This window comes from Arsenicicoccus cauae, assembly GCF_009707125.1.
Taxonomy (GTDB): Bacteria; Actinomycetota; Actinomycetes; order Actinomycetales; family Dermatophilaceae; genus Arsenicicoccus; species Arsenicicoccus cauae.
The window spans coordinates 1-23,448 of sequence record NZ_WLVL01000039.1 but is presented as its reverse complement, the minus strand read 5'-3'; the positions used below and the strand labels follow the sequence as shown (position 1 = coordinate 23,448).

The window sequence follows — 23,448 nt, the reverse complement described above, 5'->3', positions numbered from 1 at the left end:
AGAGTGAGGCCATGGAGCACTGGCGCGAGGCCTTCGCGCGACACCAGCGGGCCGAGCGCACAGCCGCTGACGCCGAGCCCCCTGCCGCGCGGACGCGCCGTCGGGCGGTCGCCGCCGTCACCGTCGTGGTCGGGGCCGCCGTCCTGGCCTGGGCCCTGCGGATCCGACCCGGCGACGAGCTCTTCTACCCCGCCACCCTGGGCCTGGCCGCCGTCTGGCTCGTCGGGGCACTGGCTGCCGGGCGACCCCTGCGGGCCACCGAGGAGCTCGGACGACCTCGGGCGCCGCGGCTCGTGCTGGTGGGCCTCGGCGTCGGGCTCGTGCTGCTCGTCGTCTTTCTCCTCGGGGCCGGGATCGTGGCCCAGGTGCCCGCCCTCAGCGCCCCGGTCGAGCAGCTGCTCGCGCACGCCCGCTGGGGCTCGCTGCCCGTGGTCGTGGCCATCACCGCGCTCAACGGCGTGGTCGAGGAGCTGTTCTACCGCGGGGCGCTCTACGACGCCTTCGGCGGCCGGGGTGCGGTGGTGGGCAGCACCGTGGTCTACACCGTCGTGACAGCGCTGGCCGGCATACCCCTGCTCGCGCTCGCCGGGCTCCTCGTCGGACTCGCCGTCGCCGCCCTGCGCCGCCTGACGCACGGGGTCCTCGCCCCGGTCGTCGCTCACCTGACCTGGTCGATCGGCATGCTCCTGCTGCTCGGCCCCACCCTCGAGCTCCTGGAGATGTCATGACCGCTGCCGACCCTGCTCCTCACCCCGAGGCCCGGCTCGGGCTCGTCACCGGCGCCACCGGCTACGTCGGCGGCGAGGTCGTCGGGGTGCTCGTCGAGCGAGGGTGGCGGGTGCGCGTCCTGTCGCGCAGCGCCGACAAGGTCCGCCAGGCCGAGTGGGGCGACGCCGTGGTCGACGGGGTCGCGGGACCGGGGCAGGTGGAGGTCGTCGAGGGCGACGCGTCCTCGCCCGAGGACCTCGCGACCGCGCTGCGCGACGTGGACGTCGCGTGGTACCTCCTGCACTCGATGGGGGACGGCGACGACTTCCAGGACGAGGAGCGGTCGATGGCCGAGGCGTTCGCCACCGCGGCGCGCGAGGCCGCGGTGTCGCGGATCGTCTACCTCGGCGGCCTGCACCCCGAGGGCGAGGAGCTGTCCGAGCACCTCGCCTCCCGCGTCGAGGTCGGCGAGATCCTGCTCGGCTCGGGCGTGCCGACCGCCGCGCTGCAGGCCGGGGTCGTGCTGGGGGACGGGTCCCAGTCCTTCGTGATGCTGCGGCACCTGGCCGAGCGGCTGCCCGGGGCCATCGCGCCCGGCTGGCTGCGCAACGAGATCGCCCCCATCGCCGTCGACGACGCGTTGCACTACCTCGTGGCGGCGGCGGACCTGGCGCCCGACGTCAACCGGACCTTCGACATCGCCGGGCCGGACGTCGTCAGCTATGCCGACATGATGAAGCGCTATGCCCGGGCCCTCGGCCTCGGGCCGCGCGTCGTGCTGACCGCCCCCGTGACGACCCCGCGGGCCGCCGCGCGCTGGATCGGGCTCGTGACGCCCGTGGACCACGAGCTGGCCAAGCCGCTCGTTGGGTCGCTGCTGCACGACACCGTCGCCTCCGAGCACGACCTCGCCGACCTGGTGGGCGAGCCAGCTGGTGGTGCAACGGGGTTCGAGGAGGCCGTGCGTCGCGCGGCCCGCGGGTCGGACACCCGGCGCTGGCGCCGCACCCTGACGTGGACCGGCGCCGCCGTGACCGCCACCGCGGTCGTGGGCTCGCTGGTGACCGACCCCACCAGCCGGTGGTACCGCCGCCTGTCGAAGCCCTCCTGGCAGCCCCCGTCGTGGGCCTTTCCCGTGGCCTGGACCGCGCTGTATGCCGACATCGCCCTCGTCTCCGCCCTGTCGATCGCGGACCTGCAGGAGACCAGTCGCGAGGACGAGGCTCGCGCGTATGCCGCGGCCCTCGGCACCAACCTGGTGCTCAACGCCGGCTGGAGCGCGCTGTTCTTCGGCGCCAAGCAGCTGCGGCTGTCGACGGTCGAGGCGGTGGCGCTGGCGGCGAGCTCGGCCGACCTCGTGCGCCGCGCCGCCAGGGTCAGCCCCGAGAAGGGGGTGGCGCTGGCGCCATACGCCGCCTGGACGACGTTCGCCGCGGCACTGACCGCCGAGATCACGCGCCGCAACGCCTAGCCACGCCCGTCCGCCTGGCCCGTGGCCGCGGCGTCGTCAGACGCGCCGGGTCTGCTCGTAGCGGCGCAGCGCCTCGCGGCGCTCCTCGGCGTGGTCCACGACCGGCTCGGGGTAGCCGTGCGCGTAGCCGTCTGCGACCCTCCACGGCTCGTGCACCGCCTTGCCGGCGACGTGGGCCAGCTCGGGGACGTAGCGGCGGACGTAGTCACCCTGCGGGTCCCAGCGCTTGCCCTGCTCGACGGGGTTGAACACGCGGAAGTAGGGGGCGGCGTCGGTGCCCGTGCCCGCCGCCCACTGCCAGCCGTGGTTGTTGGAGGCCAGGTCACCGTCGACGAGCAGGTCCAGGAAGTGGCGGGCGCCGTGCGGCCACCAGATGTGCAGGTCCTTGACCAGGAAGGACGCCGTCACCATGCGGAGCCGGTTGTGCATCCAGCCCTCTCGTGCGAGCTGGCGCATCCCGGCGTCCACCATGGGATAGCCGGTCCGGCCCTGCCGCCAGGCGTCCAGGAGCCCGGCGGCGTCCTCGTCGGTGGCGGGGTCGGCATACGGCATCGACGCGAGCTCTCGGCGCAGGTCGCCCCAGGCCGAGTCGGGACGATGCCACAGCACGTCGGCGTAGAACTCGCGCCAGCACAGCTCGTTGACATAGCGCTGCGCCGAGTCTCCTTGCGCCGCAGGGTGTCTCGCCAGGTCATGCAGGAGCGTGCGCGGATGGATGGCGCCGTGCTTGAGGTGCATCGACATCCGCGAGGTGCCGTCCAGGTCGGGCCGATCGCGGTCCTCGCCGTAGGTCTCGAGCGGTCCGTCGAGGAAGTCCGCCCAGGCGGCCCGCGCCGCGTCCTCGCCGACCGGGTGAAGCGGCTCGACGTCCGGGAGGGATTCGGAGTCCACCCCGCCGTGCCAGCGCAGGTCCGACGGGACGGGGGCGGGGGCCGGCCAGCCGTGGTCGCGCCACGCCCGCGAGAACGGCGTGAACACCTTGTAGGGCGTGCCCGAGCCGGTCGTGAGGGTGCCGGGGCCCACGGCATACGGGCATCCCGTGGCGACCAGCTCCACGTCGGCCGACCCCAGGACTGCCCGCACCCGGTCGTCCCGCCGCCGGCCGTAGGGCGTGGCCTCGGCCGACACGTGCACCCGGCGAGCACCCACCTCGGCGGCGACGGCGGGGACGACCTCGTCGGGGCAGCCACGCCGGACCACGAGCGCGCCATCGGTGGCGTCCTGCAGCGCTCGCACCGCCCCGAGGTAGGCGTCGCGCCGCGGCTCCCCGGCCCGGTCGAGGGCAGGGTCGACCACGACCAGGGGCAGCACGGCACCGTCCTCGGCCGCGGCCATGAGGGCCGGGTGGTCGTGCAGCCGCAGGTCGCGGCGCAGCCACAGCACGCTGGTCACGGGGTGGCTCCTCTCCCTCCTTGGGGCGATCCGTCCGCGGTCAGGACGGGTCGACCGAGCCGGGGTCGGCCTTGCCGTCCTCGTGGATCTGCTCGGCAAGCCGGTCGACGTCGCCCTCGGCCACGTCCACGCCCGCCTCGTCGAAGCCCTCACGCAGCTCCTGCGCCACGGTCTGCTCCTCGGCGCCCTCCTGCCAGGACTCGACCCGCTCCACGACGTTGTCCACGGCCTCTTCCTTGGCCGCCTGGACCTCGTTGGGGTTGTCGCTCATCATCGCTCTCCTTCGTCTCTTGCATTCTTCGCTTGCGGGGTGGGGTGGATCAGAGGTCGACGGTCTCGTTGTCGCCCTCGACGCGCTTGCCGGTGACGGCGGACTTGACCAGGTTGACGAGCTGGACGACCTTGCCGCCGCCCGGCGCGTCCCAGTACTCCGCCGTGTCGCCGGTGACCTCGATCAGGATGTTGTCGGGGTTGTCCGGGCCGCCCTCCATCCAGGCGCCGGTGAACGTGCCCCACAGCTCCTCGAGCTTGGCGCGGTCGTCGACGACCCGGGCCGTGCCGGACAGCGACACCCACGAGCCGTCGCCGGCATACGCCAGGTTGACCTGCGGGTTGGCCTGCAGGTCACGGACCTTCTCGGTGTCGCGCTCGGCGATGAACCACACGGTGCCCGTGAAGTCCACGTCCTGCGTCGCCATCGGTCGGGACACCAGGCGGCCGGTCGCGTCGGCCTGCGTCATCATCGCGATGCGGGTGCTCTTGATGATCTCGGCGACCTTGTCGTGCTGCTCGTCGGTCATGGTGCTCTCCTCTTCCTCGGTGGTGGTGCTGGTGTGGTCAGGTGCTGGGCCGCCTGGTAGGCCGGGCGCCGCAGCACCCGCACCCAGGTCGGTGGGCGCAGCCCGGCGAGCGGCCGGTCCACCGGCGCGAACCGCAGCGGACGGTCCTCGCCCCACGGCCCGTCGAGCTCGAGCCGGCCGACCCGGTGCCAGCGGTCGTGGGTGCCCGACCAGGACAGGTCGTATGCCGACCGGCCCGCCGGGTCGAGCCGCAGCCACACGGCGCCGCGGGGGCCGAGCTGGGGCAGGAGCGTGGTGAGCGGGCCGCCGTCCTCGCGCAGGTGCGGCCTGAGCAGCCACCGGCTGAGCCCGCCGGTGCCGGTGGACGCGAGGAGGAGGTCGGCGGGGCCGCCGTCGTCGGCCGCCCCCTCGATGCGCACGGCGACGCCCATCACGTCGGGCCCGTGGTGGGCGAGCGACATGGCTCGCGAGCGGCGCACCGTGCAGTGGTGGTGGTCGGGGTGGTCGAGCAACGGCACGCCGGACGCCGGTGCGTCGGCCGTCACGGTGAGCGTGCCCGTCGCGACGCGCCCGAAGGCGTGCAGCGGGTTGTCGCGCCGTGCCACCGCCACCGCGCCCAGTCCCGCGGCGAGGCCCAGCCCGCCGGCGGCCGAGCCGACCAGCCGCAGCACCTGGAGCGCGCTCGGCGAGGGCCGGGCGGTCATGACGAGCCTCGCTGGTGCAGGGCGCGGACGGCGTCGACGGTGTCGGCCTCGGCGGCGGTCTTGTCGTCGCGGTAGCGCAGCACCCGGGCGAACCGCAGTGCCATCCCCGCCGGGTAGCGCCGGGAGGTCTGCACCCCGTCGACCGCGATCTCGACGACCTGCTCGGGCCGGACATGCACGACGTGGCCCTCGCGCGAGGTCTCCAGCGCCAGGAACCGCTGGGTCTGCCAGGCGAGCGTCTCGTCGGTCATGCCCTTGAAGGTCTTGCCGAGCATGACGAACCCGCCGGTGCCGGGGTCCCGCGCGCCGAGGTGGATGTTGCTGAGCAGCCCGGAGCGGCGCCCGCTGCCCCACTCGACGGCGAGGACGACCAGGTCGAAGGTGTGGCGCGGCTTGACCTTGATCCAGCCGCTGCCACGGCGGCCAGCGGCATACCGGGTCTCGGGGTCCTTGACCACGACACCCTCGTGGCCGCCGGCGACCAGGTCGGCGAAGAAGGCGGTCGCCTCCTCGCCGTCGCCGGTGAGCAGGGAGGGGACGAGGTGGTCGGGGGCGATGCGCCGCAGGGTGGCGTCGCGCTCGTGCTGCGGCTCGTCGACGAGGTCGGCGCCGTCGAGGTGCAGCACGTCGAACAGGTAGGTGGTGAGCGGCGTCTCGGCCCGCAGCCGCGCGACGTCGCCGGAGGAGGCGGTGCGGGCGCCCGTGACCTGGAAGGGGTGGGGGCGGCCGTCGGGGCGCAGCGCGATCGCCTCGCCGTCGAGCACGACCCGCCGGACCTCGAGCGCGCCCGCGACCTCGACCACCTCGGGCACGCGGCTCGTGATGTCGTCCAGGCTGCGGGTGTAGACGCGGACGTCGTCGCCGTCGCGGTGGACCTGGATGCGGATGCCGTCGAGCTTGCACTGGACGATCCGCTCGCCCCCGGTCTCGTCGAAGGCCTCGGCGACGCTCGGCGCCGACCCGGCGAGCATGGGCCGCACCGGGCGACCGACCTCGAGACCGATCGCCTCGACGGCCGAGGCGCCACCGGTCGCCGCGGCCTCGGCGACGGGTCCCAGGTGTCCGGCCATCATCGCGCCCCGGCGGATCAATGCCTCGGGGAGGTCGTATGCCGCAGCGACCGCCGCCACGAGGGACCCGTCCTGCGCGCCGTGCCGCAGCTCGCCGACGAGCAGCGCCCGCAGGAACTGCTGCTCGTCGGCGGTCGCGGTCTCGAGCAGGGTGGCCAGGGCCTGGGCGCGCGCGGCTGCGGACCCGGTGCCGGACAGACCGGCCAGCGCGGTGGCGGCGCGGTCGACGTCCTGCACGGTGAGCGTGGCCTCGGCCGCCGGGGCAGGTGGTGCGCCGATGGCGCGGTAGCCGACTCCGACGCGGCCCTGCGGCAGGACACCCGCGAGGTGCGCGGCCACTATGCCCACCTCATCGGCGTCGGCGCGGCGCAGCACCTCGGCGAGCAGGGTGGTCTTGGCGGTGCGGGACCTCGTCGCGGCCACGGCGTGCGAGGCGGCGACCAGGTCGGCGTACGGCAGGGTCATGCGCGGTGGTGCTCGTTGTTGCGGTGGGCCGCGCGCGTGCCGAGCGTGGTGAGGACCTCGACCACGGGGTTGCTGAGGCGGCGGCGCGCCTCGTGGCCGGTGATCGTCTCGCCGTCGCCCGTGCCCGAGGGGAGGAGGCGGGACATGAGACCGAGCGCGCGGACCGTGGTGGAGGGCAGGAGCCCGGCGACGCGCGCGCCGACCTTGCTGAGCGGCGAGAGCAGGGCGACGGGGTCGCCGGCGAGGGTCGCGTCGACCATCTGTGCGGCGGCGCGCTCGGCGCTCATCGACACCAGCGGCAGGGAGGCGCCGGGCGCGAACCAGGCGTACTCCTTGGCCTGGTCCCCGACGAACTGCGCCTGCAGGTGCGAGCCCGTGCGCATGAGGCCGGGGACGATCGCGGTCGCGGTGACACCAGTCCCCGCCAGCTCGGCGTGCAGCCCCTCGGCGAAGCCGACCGCCCCGAACTTGGCTGTGCTGTAGGGCAGCAGGTGCGGGACGCTGATCTTGCCGCCGATGGAGGTGACGATGCCGATGCGGCCCCGACGGCGGGCGCGCATGGCCGGGAGCACGGCCAGCGACAGGTTGATCGGGCCCCAGAGCATCACGTCCACGGCCTGCTCGAAGTGGCGGCGCTCGGTCGCCTCGAGCGGCCCGACCTGGATGATGCCGGCGACGTGGATGGCCACCGTGATGGGGCCGACCTCCTGCTCGACCTCGGCGACCATCTGCTCGACGCGCTCGTGGTCGGTGACGTCGCAGACATAGGTGTGCGCGTCGACACCCTCGGCGGTCAGCTGCGCGCGGGCGTCGTCGAGCTCGGCCTGGGCGCGGGCGCAGATCGCGACGCGGAAGCCGCGACGCCCCAGCTCGTGGGCCACCAGCAGGCCGAGGCCGCGCGAGGCACCGGCCACGAGGGCGACAGGCTGCTGCGGCTCGGAGAGGTCGCGTGCGGTGTCGGTCGTCGGGGTCGTGACGGTCTGGGCTGCGCTGCTCATGTCCCGCCGCATACCCTTCCACGCTCGAACAAACCCCCGACCTGCCCCCGGTAGTCACATCGACCGGCCTTCGCACACCAGGCGGATCGGACGAAGGCCGGTCGACGTGGCCGGAGCCTGGTCGATCTGGGGCCGGCCGGGCATCTGGTCGTATGCCGCCCGCCCCGTCGTCCCGTGCCGCCGCCATGGGCGGCGGCGTGCGTCTCGGCCGGCGCTCTGCGTCCCGGGCGCCGCTGCCTGCCTGGGGTTGCAGCACAAGACGGGAGATGCGGGGGCAGACGGGGGATGGTCGTCCAGACGCAGGGTGGACGCCGAGACGAGGGCGAGCGGGATCAGGGGCGGGTGAGCTGCTGCAGCAGCTGGCCCAGGCCTTCGCGGGCGCGGCCGGGCATGCGCCCCGACGTGCGCACCACCGACGCCCGGGTGCTGGTGACGGGCCACCCGGCAGCGGCGAGCGCCGTCAGGAGCGCGGTCTCTTCGCCGTGCGCGACGCAGGGGAAGCCCCCGACCGCGAGGTAGGCGTCGAGGCGGACGGCCAGGTTGGCGGCATACGCGTGATCGTGGGTGTCGGGGCCGGTGAGGCCCCCCCGGACGATGGCGTCGTAGGCCGCCCGCGCCTCGGAGGTGGCCCGCCAGTCGACCAGCTCGACCAGCCCGGCGACCGCCACGGCGGACCGCGCGGAGGCGGCGTCGAGCAGCGAGGCCACCCACCCGGCGGGCACGACGGAGTCCGCGTCCGTGCTCAGCAACCAGGTGCTGCACGGGTCGGGGGACCAGCGGTCGAGCGCCGCGCGGACGGCCCGGTCGCGGACCCCTCCCACCGTGGCGGAGGTGTCGTCCTCGACGACGAGCCCGGACAGGGGACCGCCGGGCCGGAGCGTGGCCCGGGCCATCCTCGCGGTGCCGTCGGTGCACCGGTGCGCGTTGACGACGACCTCGGCGCGACCGCCCCACCGCTCCAGCGCCGCGGCCACGGCGGTCAGGCAGGCGGGGAGGCGGCGCTCCTCGTCGTGGGCGGGCACGACGACGAGCAGGCGGGGCGGGGCGTCCGGCTCAGCGGGGGAGGGCACCGAGGTAGCCCTGGTCGGCGTCTGCGTTCTGCTGCGCGACGTAGAGCTCCAGGTCGGCGAGCGCCTGCGCCAGCTCGGCGTCGAAGGCCACCCCGGCGGGTCCGGCGAGGGTCCGACACTCCTCCAGGACGGCGCGGGTCGCCCGGGCCACGCCGGCGCGGACCTCCGTCGACAGCTCCTGGCCGCGCCCACCCGCGCCCCTGGCCGGTGCGGCGGGGTCGCTCTCGCTCGCCTCCAGGGATCGTCCGGCGGCGTCGAGCAGCGCTGCGGCGCAGGCGAGCTCGGTGCGGATGCGGCCCCACCGGGCGGTCCGGGCGGGGGCTGGCGGGGCGCCCGCCGTGACCCGCGCGGTGAGGTCGACGACGCGCGCGGCGCCCCCGGCCCACACGGCAGCGACCCCGACCCCGCCGGGGAAGAACCCGGGGCGGCCGAGGTAGAAGCCCTCGGCCCCGACCTGCGCGTCCGCAGTCGCCGGCACGCCCACGACGGGCACGGTCAGGGAGCGCGAGTCGGCCATCGCGGGCGTCCGCCACGAGTCCTCGTCGCCCCGCCAGCCGCCGACGTCGAGGTCGAGCAGGACCGACCGCTCCTCGTCGAGCCACACCGGCAGCAGCGCCCGCTCGATGATCCCCACGCCCGAGGCGAACCGCAGCGTCCCGTCGAGCACCCAGCCGCCGTCCACCGGGGTCGCGCGCACACCGGTGGCGTGCGAGCGCGAGGCCCAGACGCCGTATGTCGCTCCACCGTGCGGCCCGCGTCCCGCCTGGGCCAGGATCCGCACGGCGTCGACGTGGCCCTCGGCGAGGCGCCCGAGGGGGATCGAGGTGCGGCCGACCGCGAGCAGGGCGCTCAACAGCTCCGGCCAGGCGAGGGCGGCCCAGTCGTGCGACGCGACCAGCGCTGCCAGGGTGGCGTCGGGCAGCGCGGCGGGGAAGGGCGCCAGCGTGCAGAGCGGCGCGTCGGCGGTGGTCACGTTCTCTCCTCGGTGTCGGGCGAGGCCTGGGCGGCCTTGGCGGACTCCGGCCGGACCCAGTGCCCGGTGACGAAGTCGGCGTCCTCGTGCCGCACGCGCCGCTGCCACCCGGCGGCGGCGAGGCGGGCGTCGAGCTCGGCGGTGACCTGCGCTCCCGACAGGTGGGCGTCGTGCGGATGGTGGCGCCAGTGCACAGCAACGACCTCCGGGGCGGGACCGGGCTCCGGGTCAGCGGCGGCGGCGAGGACGACGTCGTAGCTCGCCTGCCGGGAGGCCTCGTCGAGGTAGTAGAGGACCTCCGACGCGACGATCAGGTCGAAGGACGCCGCGGGCACGGCGAGACGCGGCAGCGCGCTGACGGAGACATCGGCGCCCTTGTCCTGCAACAGGTCGCGGGTCAGCTCGACGGCGGTGGGGGCGGCGTCGGTGGCGCTGACCCGGCCGCAGCGGTCGGTGAGGGCGAGCGCGAGATCGCCTGTGCCGCAAGCGATGTCCCAGGCCGCGCGGTAGTGCTCACGGGTGAGGGAGGCGAGGACGACCTGGATCTTTCGGCGTTCGTACCAGCTGGTGCGCACGCGGAAGGGGTCCGGGTCGGCGCGATAGCGCTCCTCGAAGTCCGTTGCGTGCCAGTCCTGCCAGGTCACCGTGCCATCTCCTCGGGGATGGCGGCGGGGACACCGGGAGGGACACCGGCGGGGGTGGTGCGGCGCCAGGCGGTGCCGTCGTAGGTCACGAGCCCCCGCTCCGCGAAGGCCCGCAGCCAGCCCTCCATGGGCCACTCGCCCCAGCGGCGGTGGTAGGTCGCCGCGTTGCGCAGGATGTCGTCGAGGTGCTCGACGGGCGGGCTCGAGACGGGGTGGTGCTGGTGGTAGGCGTGGGCCCCGCCGACCCACACGAGCTCGACGGCCTCGCGTGAAGCGACCATGCCGAGGTCGGTGTCCTCGCCGCCGTAGCCGTCGTAGTCGGTGCAGAAGCCGCCGAGCCGCCGCCACGTGGCGGGGGTGCACGCGAACGACAGCGACCAGAACAGCCGGTGGTCGCCGCCCCGCTCGAGCCGACCGTCCCGCGGGGCCGGGCGCGCGGGGTGCGGGGAGGTCCACCGCTGGAGCTCGCCGGGGGCCGGCGACCCCGCCTCGGCCGGCAGATAGGTGACCGGCCCGCAGAGGAGCGCGTGCTCGAGCCTGCCGGCGGCGCGGGTGTACGCATCGATCAGGCCCCGCCCGGGCAGGCAGTCCACGTCGAGCAGCACGACGAGGTCGGCGCCGAGCCCCAGGGCCTGCTCGACCCCGGTGTTGCGGGCCAGGGCGAGCGGTAGGTGCCCGGGCGCGGCCGGCACCTCGACCACGTGCACGCCGGGCACCGCGCCCACCACCCCGGCGACCTGCGGGTCTCCCATGGCGACGACGACGTGCTCGGGGGGTGAGGGCAGGGCGGCCAGGTGGGCCCGCTGCGCGGCCAGGTGCGTATGACGCCCCGCGGCGATCGTCACGACGACCACCCTCATGGCGCGTCCACCGTGCGGGTGGCCCCCTCGGCCCTCTCGGCCCCCGTGACACCCTCGGCCGCCGCCTCGACGGCGCGGGCGGCTCGTGCGGCGGCGCCGTCGGTGCGCCACCGCTCCCAGGCGGGGTCGAGCGCCATCGCCTCGTCCAGCACGCCGGCCCAGTCGCTCGGCCACGCCTCGCGGACGACGGCGAGCCCGTGCTGCCGGAGCACGCCCGCGGTGGCGCGCTGCTCGTCGAATGGTCGGTCCTCGGCGATCACGACGGCCCGGCGGCCCGCCGCGGCGACGTCGGCCACGGAGTTCTGCCCGGCGGCGATGACGGCGACGTCCGTGGACGTGACCAGGGGCAGGACGTCGGCATACCACCGCCCAAGGGGCCCCGCGACGGTCCACTCCCAGCCGGGGGTGGCCGCGCGGGCCGCGTCCAGGTCGGCGGGGGACAGGCGGCTGCCGCCGGCACCGCCGAGCAGGAGCACCTTTCGCGCTCCGGCGCCGGGCGGGCCGGAGGGAGCGACGGGCGAGTCGTCGTCGGGGGCGGGGAGCGGGCGGCCCGCGTGCCGGGAGATGCCCCCGGCATACGTGACCTTGTGGGCCCGTCGACGCAGGTAGGCGGGTTGGTAGAGCTCACCGGGCCACGGCGCGACGATCCCCTGCGCCAGGTCGTGCCCCAGCTCGTGCGGGGCGTCGTCGCGGTCGCCGGGCATGGCCATCACGACCACGGGGATCCCGAGCGTCCGCACGAGCACGGTGACCTCGACCGACACGTCCACGACCACCAGGCGGGGGCGCGCGCGGCGCACCCATGCGGCGATGGTCGCGAGGCGGTCGGTGTGGCCGCGGTTGCCGACGGGGGCGTAGTGCAGCCGGCCCCCGGGGCTCGCGTCGATGGCGCCCTCGACGTCGTCGCGCGGGAGCTCGACCCAGTCGGCGGCCCAGTCCTCGCGCGGCAGGGTGGAGAGCACGGTGACCTCGTCGTCCAGGTGGGCGGTGATCGACCGCGCCCGGTGCAGGTGACCGCGTCCCTGGTGGTGGACGTACCAGCCGATCATGCGCCCACCTGCAGGCGACGGACCACCTCACGGGGCGCGTTGCGCCCGCGCGGGCCGGGAGCGTCACCGCGCGCCAACTCGCGATACAGGTCGAGGTACTCCCTCACCATGCGCTCCACGGACAGGGCGGAGCGAGCGTGCTCGCGCACGACGGCGCGGTCCAGCGTCACCACCCGCGGCAGCGCCGCGGCGAGGGCCTCCACGTCCTGGGGCTCCACGAGGGCACCGCACTCGGGGCCGGCCACGACCTCGGGGATGCCGCCTCGACGAAAGGCCGCGACGGGCGTGCCGCACGCCAGCGACTCGGCCACCACGAGCCCGAAGGGCTCGTCCCAGCACGGCGTCACCAGCGCGGCTGCGCTCGACCCCACGAGGGTGGCGAGGTCGTTGTGGGCCAGGTGCCCGACGTACTGCACGTCGGGGCCGAGGCGGGGCGCGATCTCGCGTGCGAAGTACTCGCGGTCGCTGAGGGGGCCGGCCACCCGCAGGCGCATGCCGGCCAGGCGGGCCGCGTCGATCGCCAGGTGCGGGCACTTCTCGGGGACGAGCCGCCCCAACCACACCAGCCAGTCACCCCCCTCCCCGAGCGGCCACTCGTCGAGGTCGACGCCGTTGTGCACGACGGTGGGTCGCTGGGGCAGCACCGACCACGCGTCCGCGGTGTAGCCGCTGACGGCGGCGAACGTGCTGCCGTCCTGGGGGTCGGCGAGCATGACGGCGGACTCGAGCCAGGGCGTCGGCGGGGTGTGCAGCGTCGTCAGCATGGGCGCGGGCAGGGCGCTGGCCATGGCCACCGGCAGGTGGTGCAGCGAGTGGTTGTGCACGACGTCGACGTGGCCGTACCTCCCTTCGGCCAGGGCGAGCATGACGCGAAGGTAGGCGTGGTGCTCGGCCATGAACTCCGGCGCCGGCATGGACACGTCGCCCGCGGCGGCCGGGGAGGCCCGCCACGGCCGCCGGGGAAAGGCCAGCCCCGGCTCGACGCCGTCCGACCCCTCCGCCGCCGCGAGGACGACCTCGTGCCCCAGGTCTCGCAGCCGTCGCACCAGGTGCCACACGTGCGCCTCGAGCCCGCCCGCGAACGGCTCGCGGATGCGGTGGCGGTGCGGGGCGATGACGACGACGCGCAGGCGGGGCTTCACCAGCCACCCACGACGACGCGGGTGGCCCCGACGGGCACGCGAGTGGATCCGGCGAGAACCCTGAGTGCGGCGGCGGGCGACCGCACCCCCTCGCCGACCGTCTCGCCGAGCCTGCCGACACGGTGCTCGACGTGCTCGCGCCGGCCGGGGCGCTGATCGGGGAGCTGGTCGGCGGCGGCGTCTGCGGCCCGCCCCGGACGGCAGACGCGGTCGTAGACCTCCTCGTGCTGCTGCCTGGCGCGGTCGTCGGACCAGGCCCGACGGGCCAGCCTCTGCGTGGCGTCGCCCCAGGGCACCCGCCACGGCTCGCCCCCGGCGTGCGTCCGGTCCTCGACGAGGCCCCGCAAGGCCGTCCCGACGGTGCCGGGGTCGTGGAACTCGGCGTGGAAGCCCACGTCGTCGTGCTGCTCCGCGTAGTGCCCCACCGCCGGCGACAGGCACGAGGCACCGAGGTCCCAGCACAGCTCCAGCCAGCCGGAGTGCGTGCCGTGGGCGTAGGGGAGGACGACCACGTCCGTCGCGGCGATCCAGGCGGCCAGCGCGTCGTCGTCGAGCCGGGGGCGGATCCGCAGCTCGACGCACGGGGTGGCCGAGGCCAGCGTCTCGACGGCCGCGAGGACGTCCAGCCGCCGGGGGTCGTCGCTGCCCAGCACCTCGTCGTTGACGGTGACGGCCAGGGAGCCCCCGAGCTCCCCCACGGCGGCGGCCAGCGGCGCCAGCCAGGAGGTGGGGTCGACGTTGGCTCGTACGGCTCCGAGGGGGACGCCCACCCGCAGCCCCCGGTGGCGGTTGCGGCGGGCGGTGTCGGAGCGGTGGACCCAGGAGTCGTCCGCGATCTGGGGGTGCGGCAGGACGATCGCCTCCCGACCCCAACGCTCACGGATGACGGCGGCCACGCCTGGCGTGAGCGTGATGACCTCGTCCGCCGCGGGCACGAGCACGCCGAGCGCGTCGAGGTGGGCCTGCTGGTCGGTCAGGTGCGGGTTGGCCAGGTCGTGCACGGTCACGACCAGCGGTATGCCGACCCGCCGCAGCTCCTGGGCCCACAGCGTCAGCTGCGCGCAGCTGTAGGACTCGAAGCCGAAGTGCACGTGCACCACGTCAACCTCGTCGGCGTGCGCGACGAGCCATACGGGGTCGAGCACCATCGGGGGCCACCACACCCCGTCACCGGCCCTCCGACCGGGGGGCGGGGGGTCCTGTAGGCGCACCGCCCGCGCCTCGGTCGCGCCCACCTCGCCGATCGCGCCGACGGCGGGGGGCAGCAGGCGGTCGACATACGGGTGTGCGCTGGGGACGCTCGCGACACGGATCACAGGACACACCTCGGCCTTCGTCGGATCACGCGGTCGGGACCTACGGTCTCAAGGCTCCACGCTTCGGCTGACGTGCGTACGGTTACCCCATGAACAGCGCTTCCATTCGTCCCCGGGTGGACGAAGGCGACGGCCGGGTACGCCACTACGGGCAGTTCTACGGGATCGATCCCCTGCCCGAGGGGGACGGCCCGCTGGTCGTCGTCCTCGGCAACTGCCAGGCCGAGGCGGTGCGCGTCCTGCTCGACGCCGCGCCGTCCCGCAGCGTGCGGTCCGTGCGCGTCCCACCGGTCTTCGAGATGACCGAGGACGACGTCGCCCACCTCGGTCTGCTGCTGGCGCGCACCGACGTCCTCGTCGGGCAGCCGATCAAGGACGACTACCGCGGTATGCCGCTCGGCACCGCCCAGGTCGCGCAGGCGCTGGCGCCCGGGGCCCGGGTCGTGCGGGTCCCCGTCTGCTTCTACGCCGGGCTCTATCCCTGGCAGGTGCTGGTGCGCACCCCCGAGAGCGGCGACCCGCCGGCCGTGCCCTACCACGACCTGCGGACCGTGCTCGAGGCCGCCGACGGCACCCGACCGCCCGACCGCCTGGACGCAGACGGCATCCGTGAGATCGCGCGCGCTTCCGTCGAGGAGCTGCGCCGACGCGAGGACGCCGCGGGCACCTTGCGGGTCTCCGACGTCCTGGCGGGGGCGGGCGCCGACGCCTGCCACGTCGTCAACCACCCCGGCAACACCGTGCTCGTCGCCCTGGTTCGCCGGGTGCAGGCCCACCTGGGCCTCGACGCCGACGCCGAGGACCCCGGTCGGACCCTCCTGTCCGAGCTGTTCGCCCCGCTCGACGCGCGGGTGGTCGACGCCCTCGGACTCGACGCCGAGGCGCGAACCCACTGGGTGCGTCGCGGGGAGCAGGTGCCCGACGACGAGGTCCGCGAGACCCAGCTGGCCTGGCTGGCCGAGCACCCCGACATCGTCCGGCTCACCCTGGAGCGCCACGCCGGCACCGCCCGGCTGCTGGGCCTCCGGTGAGCCGGTGAGCCGACCGGCCGCGGTGCCTCGCGCCCCCGCGCAGCCCGTCCACCTGGTCCTCGGGCCGCCCGAGCACGGGGTGACCCGCTGCGCGCTCGAGCTGCACGACACCCCCGCCCTGCGCGAGCAGCCGGTCGTGCGCCTCCTGGACGGCGTCACCGCAGACCTGGCGTCCGCCCTCGTCGCCGAGGGGCACGAGCCCGGCACCCCCGTCCACGTGCACGTCACCGACCGCCTCCTCGGCCGGTCCGCGCCCGAGGCCGCCGCCCGTCTGGCGCCCCTCGCCCGCCGGTGGCCGCTGACCGTGACCCTGCACGACCTGCCGCAGCCCTCGGACGGGGCGGGGGCCCACGAGCGGCGCGCCCGGGCCTACGCCGAGATCGTCGCTGCGTCGCGGGGCGTGGTCGTGAGCAGCCACCACGAGGCGGCGCTGCTCGACGACGCCCTGCGCCTCGCGGGGCGTCCTGGTCTCGTGACGGCGCGCCCGCGGGCCGTCATACCGCTCCCCGTCGACCCACCGGCCGCGCCGGCTCCCTCCGACACGCCCGACACGCCCGCCACGCCCGCCACGGGCCGCGAGGTCGGGATCCTCGGCTTCCTCTATCCGGGCAAGGGCCACCAGGAGGCGCTCGAGGCGCTGGCCGCCCAGCCCGCCGACGTCGGGCTCGTCTGCCTCGGACGCCCGTCGCCCGGCCACGAGGACCTGGTCGAGTCGCTGGAGGCGAGGGCAGCCGAGCTCGGGCGCCCTTGCCGGGTCACGGGATTCGTGCCCGACCAGGACCTGCTCGACGCGTTGCGGGCGGTGGCGGTCCCCGTCGCGCCGCACCGGCACCTGTCCGCCTCAGGGTCGATCAACACGTGGCTGGCGGCCGGCCGGCGCCCTCTCGTGCCACGGTCGCGGTACGTCGAGGAGCTCGAGGTGCGCTGCCCCGGGGCCCTGCTCGTCTACGACGACCTCGACGCCGCCGTGGGGCAGGCGCTCGAGGACCCGGCGGTCACCTGGCTGGGACCCGAGGTCGTTCTCGGCCCCGGCCGCGACGACGCCGCCCAGGCGTATGCCGCCACGCTCGCCGACTGGTCGACGCGCCCCGAGACGAGCTTGGTCATCCCCTACCACGACGACCAGCGCGGGCTCGACCTGCTGCTCGACGCCCTGGCCCGGCAGACCCTGCCGCCCGGCTCCTTCGAGGTGATCGTGGCCGACGACGGCTCGCCGCAGCCACCGGTGCTCCGGGAGCAGCCGTATGCCGTGCGCCTCCTGCGTCAGCCCGACGCCGGGTTCCGGGCCTCCGCGGCCCGGCACCTCGGGGCGACCGCCTCGACCGGACGCGTCCTGGCCTTCCTGGACGGGGACACGCTGCCGACGCCGGACTACCTGGCCCGGCTCGTGGGGGCGGTGACGACAGGGGAGGGGCCGTGCGGGACGCTGGCGGTCGGGCGTCGCCGGCACGCCGACCTGTCCGGCGTGCCGGCGCCCGAGGTCCTCGCCTGGCTGTCCGATGTCGCAGACGGGGCCGACGCCGCCGATCATCCCGGCGCCGATCATCCCGGCGCCGGCCCCAGGGTGCTGCCTGAGCCGGGGTGGCTCCGCGAGGCCTACGCCGCGACGGACGACCTGCGCGACGCGGACGACCGGTCCTACCGCTTCGTGATCAGCGCGGTCATGGCCCTGCCGCGCGAGCTGTACGACGCGGCAGGGGGATTCGACCCGGGTTTCGTGGGCTACGGCGGCGAGGACTGGGACCTGGCGCACCGCTGCTGGCTCGCGGGGGCCGCCCTGCGGCATGTCCCCGAGGCCGTGGCCTGGCACGACGGCGTCGACTTCGCGGGCCGCGACGACGAGGACCACCGTCGCGTCAAGGACCTCGAGACGCTGCGCCTCGCCCGCGTCCTCACCGACCCGCTCGCGCGCGACCCGCGTCTGGTCTGGCCGTACCCTCGCGTCGTGGTGCGCCTGCACGTGGGGGACTCCGGTCCCGGCGCCGTGGCCGGCTGCGTCGCCGGGCTGCTGGACGGCGCCGACGCGGGGGTCTGGCTGGGGGACGTCGACGCCGCGCTCGTGCAGGACCTGCTCGGCGACCCGCGCGTCCACCTGGGCGATCCCTCGGGGGAGGTCCTGCGCCGCTGCCGCGAGCAGGTCGACGTGGCCGCTCCCGTGCTGCTGGCCGGGAGCCTCACCGAGCTCGTCGACCGCGGGCCGGTCCGCACCGAGCTCGTCGTCGTCCGCCGCACCCGGGACCTCGCCCGTCACCGCGCGCGTCCCCGCTCGCAGACGGGCGCCGGCGGCGATGACGGCATCCCCGCGGTGTCGTCGGCCGCGGTCGGCATACGGCCGGTCACCGACCCACCGCCCCTGGAAGCCGCGTGGGGCGGCTGGGCCTGAGCCCGGCCGCCCCACGGGACGTGCATCCTGCGTCAGTCGCGACCGCCGGACGGTCGAGCCGCCGTCACCTCGCCACGGTGGGGTAGCGGTCCCAGACGCGGTGCAGCGTCAGGAGCTCGGCCACCTGGTCGATGATCGCGGCGCCGTCGGCCACCACGACCCCCTTGGCGTCGGCGGGCAGACCCGCCGAGGTGATCGCCTCGGCGGAGACCGCGCCGATCGCCTTGCAGTGGCGGAAGGCCTCGCCGAGCATCAGCGCGATGCGCGGGTCGGTCTGGGTGCCCAGGGCGGCCTGGTCGCCGTTGCGGGCGTCGTACGACGGCACGGCGTCCGGCGCCGGGGCGATCTGCCCGGCCAGGACGATGGCGTCGAACTCCACCGACCGGGCGGTGGCAAAGGTCTTGTCGACCTCGACCGACCCGACCTGGCCGCCGTGCGGGCCGACGACGAAGGGCACCATCGAGGCCTTCTCCACGGCCTTGACCAGGGCCGTGACCGTGGCGTCGTCGCTCCGCTCGTCGCACACGATCGCGACCTTGCGCCCGTCGACGGGGAACGGCTTGCCGACCTGGGACAGGGCGGGGCTGGGCTCCACGTCGGCGACCTTCTCCGTGGCCTTGGGCGCCGGCAGGCCGAGGCCCAAGGCGACCGCGGCGCACAGGTCGGCGTCGATGTTGGCCAGGCACTGCAGCTGGCGCTCCCGGACGACCGGCACCGTGCACTTGCCGAGCTCGAAGGTGTAGGCAGAGACGATGTGGTCCTTCTCGACCGGCGTCATCGAGCGGTAGAACATCCGGGCCTGGGAGTAGTGGTCCGCGAACGACGCCGGGACCGCCCGGACCGTCTGCGAGGCCGCGACGACGGCGGGGTGGTCCACGAAGCCGCCCTGCTCGGCGGGCGCGGGGAAGGGATTGCCCGCGCCGAGGGAGTTGGGGCGGTAGGGCGCGACGCCCGCGTGGACGGCGTGCTGGTGGAATCCGTCCCGCTGGTTGTCGTTGACGTCGACGTGCGGGCGGTTGATCGGCAGCTGCTGGAAGTTCGGGCCGCCGAGGCGCGTGATCTGCGTGTCCACGTAGGAGAACAGGCGGGCCTGCAGGAGGGCGTCGTTGACGACGTCGATGCCCGGCACCAGGTGGCCGGGGTTGAACATGACCTGCTCGACCTCGGCGAAGAAGTTCGTCGGGTTGGCGTCCAGGGTCAGCAGGCCGACCGGCTGCACGGGGGCGAGCTCCTCGGGGACCAGCTTGGTGGGGTCGAGCAGGTCGATGCCGGAGAACATCTGGTCCTCGGTGTCGTCGAAGACCTGGACGCCCAGCTCCCACTGCGGGAGGTGACCGCCCTCGATGGCGCCGTACAGGTCGCGGCGCTGGAAGTCGGGGTCGCCGCCCATGATGAGCTGCGCCTCCTCCCAGAGGGTGGAGTGGACGCCGGCCTTGGGCTTCCAGTGCCACTTGACCAGCTTGGTCGCGCCCGCCTCGTCGATGACGCGGAAGGTGTGGACGCCGAAGCCCTCCATCGTGCGCAGGGACAGCGGCAGCCCCCGGTCGGACATGTTCCACAGCGTGTGGTGCTGGGCCTCGGTGTGCAGCGACACGAAGTCCCAGAAGGTGTCGTGGGCGCTCGCGGCCTGCGGGATCTCACGGTCCGGCTCGGGCTTGGCCGCGTGGACGACGTCGGGGAACTTGATGCCGTCCTGGATGAAGAAGACGGGGATGTTGTTGCCGACGAGGTCGAAGTTGCCCTCGGAGGTGTAGAACTTCACGGCGAAGCCGCGGGTGTCGCGCGGGGTGTCCGCAGAGCCCCGCGAGCCGAGGACCGTGGAGAAGCGCAGGAAGACCGGCGTCTCGACGCCCTTCTTGAGGAAGGCCGCGCGGGTGATGCTCTCGGCGGAGCCGTAGGCCGTGAAGGTGCCGTGCGCGCCGGTCCCGCGGGCGTGGACCACCCGCTCCGGGATGCGCTCGTGGTCGAAGTGCGTGATCTTCTCCCGCAGGTGGTGGTCCTGCAGGAGCGTCGGGCCCCGGTCGCCCGCGCGCAGCGAGTGGTCCGTGTCGGGGACCCGCCGACCCACGGCGGTGGTCAGGTAGTCGCCCTGCTGGGCGCGGGCGTTGGGGTCCTTGCCGGCCTCGGCGCCGGTGGCCGTCCGCATCTCGGGGGCGCGCGTGTCGGGCGTGGGGGGCAGCGGGCCGCGGGGGTCCGTGGGCTCCTCCAGGGGCGGCGTGTAAGAAGCGTCGTGCGACATCGGTCCTCCTTGACGGTCGCCTCCGGGGGACGGGGCGACGTGGTGTGACATGCCTGGCCGGGAGTGCACGCGTCTTGGCGTCCGGCTGTGTCCTCTCGTACCCGTCGGGGGCGGGGCTATCCCCGCAGGGCTGTCTGCGGCGGGTCGCCCGGTGACAACGGTCCCCAGGGTTTGCAGCCGATCCGCCGCGGGTACGTCACCGGGGAGGGCCTCGGCACACCGTCGCTCGGCCCGTGAGCGGAAGGACCACCATCGTGAAGGCATTGACCTGGCAGGGCGTCGAGAAGGTCGCGGTCGAGGAGGTGCCCGACCCCCGGATCGAGCAGCCCACCGACGCCATCGTCCGCGTCACGTCCACCGCCATCTGCGGCTCGGACCTTCACCTCTACCGCGTGCTGGCGCCCTTCCTCCAGCGCGGTGACGTGCTCGGGCACGAGTTCATGGGGATCGTCGAGGAGGTCGGCTCCCAGGCTGGGTCGCTCAGGGTGGGCGACCGGGTCGTCGTGCCGTTCAACATCTCCTGCGGCCACTGCTTCATGTGCTCGATCGGCAAGCAGTCCCAGTGCGAGACCACCCAGGTCAAGGACCAGGACAAGGGAGCGGCGCTGTTCGGCTTCACGAGCATGTATGGCGCCGTCCCCGGCGGCCAGGCGGAGTACGTCCGGGTCCCGCAGGCCCAGTACGGCCCGGTCGTCGTGCCCGAGGAGGGCAGCGACGAGCGCTATCTCTACCTGTCCGACATCCTTCCCACGGCGTGGCAGGCCGCGAAGTACGCCGACGTCGAGCCGGGCTCGACCGTCGCGGTCTACGGCCTCGGCCCGGTCGGCCAGCTCGCCACCCGCAGCGCCCTGCAGCTCGGCGCCGGCCGCGTGATCGGCGTCGACCGGGTGGACGAGCGGCTGGCGATGGCGCGCGGCTTCGGCGTCGAGACCGTCGACATGCGCGAGGTGGACGACCCTGCCGAGGCCATCCGCGAGATGACCGGCGGCCGGGGCGCCGACTCGGTCATCGAGGCCGTCGGCATGGAGGCGCACGGCTCCCCGGCCGGCAAGACCGCCTTCGACGTCGTGCCGCGGCTGCCCAAGGCGCTGGCCAAGCCGATGATCGAGACGGTGGGCTTCGACCAGCTCGCGGCGCTGCACGGCAGTTTCGAGGCGGTGCGGCGAGGCGGCACGGTCTCGGTCGTCGGGGTGTATGGCGGGGCGGCCGACCCCATGCCGATGTTGACGATGTTCGACAAGAACCTCACGATCCGGATGGGCCAGTGCAACGTCCGCCGGTGGACCGACGAGCTGCTCGAGCTCGTCCGTCAGGACGGGGACGTGTTCGGCACCGAGACGCTCGCGACCCACCGACTGTCGCTGGACGAGGCGCCCGGCGCCTACGAGACCTTCCAGAAGAAGCAGGACGGCTGCATCAAGGTGGTCCTCAAGCCCGGCGCCTGAGGGCTGACCCGGACGCACATCGAGGCGGTGCTGACGACCCCCAAGTCGGTCAGCACCGCCTCGCGGTGCGTGTGAGCCTCCCCCTCGTCCGCTCACACACCTTGCAGACGCAGCGTCGGTCGCAGAGGTTGCCCGATGCTAGGGGATTTCTCGCTCATTCCCCCAGGTGGCCTACCTGCCCGCGCGAGGCGTTATCCAAGCGTGACGGCGTGGGGGAGGCGGAGGTTCCGGCATACGGGATGGTGGTCCGCCTGATGAGAGGCGCGCGCCATGGTGAGCCCATGACCACCGCGCTGCCCGTCGTCTCCGCCGCCGCCGTCGAGGCAGCGGCCGCACGGCTCGCGGGCGTCGTCCGGACCACAGGCCTGCAGCGCAACGAGCGCCTGAGCGAGCGCACCGGTGCCCAGGTCTGGCTCAAGCGCGAGGACCTGCAGCCCGTCCGGTCCTACAAGCTGCGCGGGGCCTACAACCTGATCGCGCAGCTGGACGCCGGACAACGGGCCGCCGGGGTCATCTGCGCCAGCGCAGGCAACCACGGGCAGGGCGTCGCCTTCGCGTGCCGCCGGCTCGGCATCCGGGCCAGGATCTTCGTCCCCAGCACCACGCCCCGGCAGAAGCGCGACCGCATGCTCGCCCTCGGCGGCGACGCGGTGGAGCTGGTGGTGACGGGGGACACCTACGACGAGGCGGCGGGCGCCGCGGCCGTCGAGGCCACGGTCACCGGGGCGACGCTGGTGCCGGCGTTCGACGACCCGCGGACCCTCGTCGGGCAGGGCACCGTCGTGCCCGAGATCGCCGCCCAGCTGGGGCGCGTCCCCGACCTGCTGGTCGTCCCGGTGGGGGGCGGCGGCATGCTCGCGGGGTGCCTGACCTGGATGGCCGAGCATGCGCCGTCGACCCGCGTCGTCGGCGCCGAGCCCGCGGGCGCGGCCTGCCTGGCCGCGGCCCTGTCGGCCGGCGAGCCGGTCGCCCTGCCGGCCATCGACTCCTTCGTCGACGGGGCGGCGGTGCGGCGTGCCGGCGACGTCACCTACCCGATCGCCCGGGACGCCGTCGCGGCCGGACTGGCCGAGCTCGTGCAGGTCCCCGAGGGCAAGATCTGCACCGAGATGCTCGACCTCTACCAGATCGACGGGATCATCGCCGAGCCCGCCGGGGCTCTCGCGGCGGCGGCGCTGGGTGGCGGTGACCGCGAGGAGATCGTCCAGGTCGAGGCGGGCTCCTCGGTGGTCGTGATCCTGTCGGGCGGCAACAACGACGTCTCGCGCTACAGCGAGATCGTGGAGCGCTCCCTCGTGTACGAGGGCCGCAAGCACTACTTCCTGGTGAACTTCCCGCAGGAGCCGGGCGCCCTGCGGCGCTTCCTCGACGAGGTGCTCGGGCCCGACGACGACATCGCGCTGTTCGAGTACGTCAAGCGCTCCAACCGCGAGATCGGTCCTGCGCTGGTGGGCATCGAGCTCGGACGGCCGTCGGACCTCGGCGGGCTGCTGCAACGCCTGGAGGAGAGCCCGATCCGGGTGGAGCGCGTCGACCCCGACAGCCCCTTCTACCGCTTCCTCGTCTGACAGTGATGATGTGAGTGAGCCCCGCAGCGGTCGTCCTGACTCAGCGTCTGACTGACTGAGGGTCTTTAACAGGATCTGTCGGTCGATCCGCTGCGGGGCTCGTTTGCACTCACCAGACGA

Annotated in this window: 20 protein-coding genes; 6 read left to right on the top strand and 14 right to left on the bottom strand. The window is 74.7% G+C overall.

Going from position 1 to position 23,448, the window contains the following annotated elements:
• Positions 1–11 precede the first annotated feature (11 nt).
• Together GGG17_RS10475 and GGG17_RS10470 are read left to right on the top strand one after the other, a co-directional pair.
• Positions 12–728 carry a CPBP family intramembrane glutamic endopeptidase gene (locus GGG17_RS10475; RefSeq protein WP_154593682.1) on the top strand — a complete coding sequence of 239 codons (717 nt, stop codon included), beginning with the start codon at positions 12–14 and terminating at the stop codon, positions 726–728.
• On the top strand, positions 725–2,179 hold the full coding sequence (locus GGG17_RS10470) for a tryptophan-rich sensory protein (protein ID WP_154593681.1): 1,455 nt from the start codon (positions 725–727) through the stop codon (positions 2,177–2,179). Before GGG17_RS10475 ends, GGG17_RS10470 begins: the two co-directional genes overlap by 4 nt.
• A 36-nt stretch (positions 2,180–2,215) precedes the next feature.
• Here the strand turns inward: GGG17_RS10470 and GGG17_RS10465 are convergent, their stop codons facing one another.
• The 13 genes from GGG17_RS10465 to GGG17_RS10410 form a co-directional block, all read right to left on the bottom strand.
• A complete protein-coding gene (locus GGG17_RS10465; protein WP_311966599.1) occupies positions 2,216–3,571 on the bottom strand; it encodes a cryptochrome/photolyase family protein in 1,356 nt (451 codons plus the stop codon).
• 40 nt (positions 3,572–3,611) lie between these two features.
• The gene (locus tag GGG17_RS10460; protein ID WP_154593680.1) at positions 3,612–3,842 is read right to left on the bottom strand and encodes a hypothetical protein; all 231 of its coding nucleotides are present in this window, start codon (positions 3,840–3,842) and stop codon (positions 3,612–3,614) included.
• Positions 3,843–3,891: 49 nt separating this feature from the next.
• A complete protein-coding gene (locus GGG17_RS10455; RefSeq protein ID WP_154593679.1) occupies positions 3,892–4,371 on the bottom strand; it encodes a pyridoxamine 5'-phosphate oxidase family protein in 480 nt (159 codons plus the stop codon).
• Positions 4,368–5,075 carry a phosphodiesterase gene (locus GGG17_RS10450; protein ID WP_154593678.1) on the bottom strand — a complete coding sequence of 236 codons (708 nt, stop codon included), beginning with the start codon at positions 5,073–5,075 and terminating at the stop codon, positions 4,368–4,370. Before GGG17_RS10450 ends, GGG17_RS10455 begins: the two co-directional genes overlap by 4 nt.
• On the bottom strand, positions 5,072–6,610 hold the full coding sequence (locus tag GGG17_RS10445; RefSeq protein WP_154593677.1) for an ATP-dependent DNA ligase: 1,539 nt from the start codon (positions 6,608–6,610) through the stop codon (positions 5,072–5,074). Before GGG17_RS10445 ends, GGG17_RS10450 begins: the two co-directional genes overlap by 4 nt.
• Complete coding sequence (locus GGG17_RS10440; RefSeq protein ID WP_154593676.1) at positions 6,607–7,608, bottom strand: SDR family NAD(P)-dependent oxidoreductase; 1,002 nt, start codon at positions 7,606–7,608, stop codon at positions 6,607–6,609. Before GGG17_RS10440 ends, GGG17_RS10445 begins: the two co-directional genes overlap by 4 nt.
• A gap of 332 nt (positions 7,609–7,940) precedes the next feature.
• A complete protein-coding gene (locus GGG17_RS16040; RefSeq protein WP_195849205.1) occupies positions 7,941–8,678 on the bottom strand; it encodes a glycosyltransferase family 2 protein in 738 nt (245 codons plus the stop codon).
• The gene (locus GGG17_RS16035; protein ID WP_195849204.1) at positions 8,662–9,651 is read right to left on the bottom strand and encodes a hypothetical protein; all 990 of its coding nucleotides are present in this window, start codon (positions 9,649–9,651) and stop codon (positions 8,662–8,664) included. Before GGG17_RS16035 ends, GGG17_RS16040 begins: the two co-directional genes overlap by 17 nt.
• Positions 9,648–10,295 (bottom strand): class I SAM-dependent methyltransferase, encoded by a 648-nt coding sequence (locus tag GGG17_RS10430; protein WP_195849203.1) that lies wholly within the window; start codon positions 10,293–10,295, stop codon positions 9,648–9,650. Before GGG17_RS10430 ends, GGG17_RS16035 begins: the two co-directional genes overlap by 4 nt.
• The gene (locus GGG17_RS10425; RefSeq protein ID WP_311966598.1) at positions 10,292–11,140 is read right to left on the bottom strand and encodes a glycosyltransferase family 2 protein; all 849 of its coding nucleotides are present in this window, start codon (positions 11,138–11,140) and stop codon (positions 10,292–10,294) included. Before GGG17_RS10425 ends, GGG17_RS10430 begins: the two co-directional genes overlap by 4 nt.
• 11 nt (positions 11,141–11,151) lie before the next feature.
• Positions 11,152–12,204, bottom strand: a complete 1,053-nt coding sequence (locus tag GGG17_RS10420; protein WP_154593672.1) for a hypothetical protein — start codon at positions 12,202–12,204, stop codon at positions 11,152–11,154.
• Complete coding sequence (locus GGG17_RS10415; RefSeq protein ID WP_288798790.1) at positions 12,201–13,346, bottom strand: glycosyltransferase family 4 protein; 1,146 nt, start codon at positions 13,344–13,346, stop codon at positions 12,201–12,203. The genes GGG17_RS10420 and GGG17_RS10415 overlap by 4 nt, the downstream gene beginning before the upstream one ends.
• Positions 13,343–14,662: a glycosyltransferase gene (locus tag GGG17_RS10410; protein ID WP_154593671.1), complete on the bottom strand. Its 1,320-nt coding sequence runs from the start codon at positions 14,660–14,662 to the stop codon at positions 13,343–13,345. Before GGG17_RS10410 ends, GGG17_RS10415 begins: the two co-directional genes overlap by 4 nt.
• Positions 14,663–14,751: 89 nt before the next feature.
• On the opposite strand from GGG17_RS10410, the gene GGG17_RS10405 reads away from it, so the two are divergent.
• Both GGG17_RS10405 and GGG17_RS17190 read left to right on the top strand, forming a co-directional pair.
• Positions 14,752–15,693, top strand: coding sequence for a WcbI family polysaccharide biosynthesis putative acetyltransferase (locus GGG17_RS10405; protein ID WP_154593670.1), 942 nt, complete (start codon positions 14,752–14,754; stop codon positions 15,691–15,693).
• Between the two features lie 4 nt (positions 15,694–15,697).
• Entirely contained in the window at positions 15,698–18,076 is a 2,379-nt protein-coding gene (locus tag GGG17_RS17190) for a glycosyltransferase (RefSeq protein ID WP_154593669.1), read from the top strand.
• A gap of 64 nt (positions 18,077–18,140) precedes the next feature.
• On the opposite strand, the gene GGG17_RS10395 is transcribed toward GGG17_RS17190, so the two are convergent.
• Complete coding sequence (locus GGG17_RS10395) at positions 18,141–20,315, bottom strand: catalase (protein ID WP_230082899.1); 2,175 nt, start codon at positions 20,313–20,315, stop codon at positions 18,141–18,143.
• A 254-nt stretch (positions 20,316–20,569) separates the two neighbouring features.
• Here GGG17_RS10395 and GGG17_RS10390 point away from each other — a divergent pair, with 254 nt between their 5' ends.
• Complete coding sequence (locus GGG17_RS10390) at positions 20,570–21,760, top strand: zinc-dependent alcohol dehydrogenase (protein WP_311966597.1); 1,191 nt, start codon at positions 20,570–20,572, stop codon at positions 21,758–21,760.
• A gap of 281 nt (positions 21,761–22,041) precedes the next feature.
• Positions 22,042–23,328, top strand: a complete 1,287-nt coding sequence (gene ilvA / locus GGG17_RS10385; protein WP_230082898.1) for a threonine ammonia-lyase IlvA — start codon at positions 22,042–22,044, stop codon at positions 23,326–23,328.
• Positions 23,329–23,448: the final 120 nt, after the last annotated feature.

Bases quoted from the DNA above. Each gene is read 5' to 3' on its own strand.
- GGG17_RS10475 (WP_154593682.1), top strand. From the start codon at position 12: ATGGAGCACTGGCGCGAGGCCTTCGCGCGACACCAGCGGGCCGAGCGC.
- GGG17_RS10470 (WP_154593681.1), top strand. From the start codon at position 725: ATGACCGCTGCCGACCCTGCTCCTCACCCCGAGGCCCGGCTCGGGCTC.
- GGG17_RS10460 (WP_154593680.1), bottom strand. From the start codon at position 3,842: ATGAGCGACAACCCCAACGAGGTCCAGGCGGCCAAGGAAGAGGCCGTG.
- GGG17_RS10455 (WP_154593679.1), bottom strand. From the start codon at position 4,371: ATGACCGACGAGCAGCACGACAAGGTCGCCGAGATCATCAAGAGCACC.
- GGG17_RS10450 (WP_154593678.1), bottom strand. From the start codon at position 5,075: ATGACCGCCCGGCCCTCGCCGAGCGCGCTCCAGGTGCTGCGGCTGGTC.
- GGG17_RS10445 (WP_154593677.1), bottom strand. From the start codon at position 6,610: ATGACCCTGCCGTACGCCGACCTGGTCGCCGCCTCGCACGCCGTGGCC.
- GGG17_RS10440 (WP_154593676.1), bottom strand. From the start codon at position 7,608: ATGAGCAGCGCAGCCCAGACCGTCACGACCCCGACGACCGACACCGCA.
- GGG17_RS10420 (WP_154593672.1), bottom strand. From the start codon at position 12,204: ATGATCGGCTGGTACGTCCACCACCAGGGACGCGGTCACCTGCACCGG.
- GGG17_RS10405 (WP_154593670.1), top strand. From the start codon at position 14,752: ATGAACAGCGCTTCCATTCGTCCCCGGGTGGACGAAGGCGACGGCCGG.
- GGG17_RS10395 (WP_230082899.1), bottom strand. From the start codon at position 20,315: ATGTCGCACGACGCTTCTTACACGCCGCCCCTGGAGGAGCCCACGGAC.
- ilvA (WP_230082898.1), top strand. From the start codon at position 22,042: ATGACCACCGCGCTGCCCGTCGTCTCCGCCGCCGCCGTCGAGGCAGCG.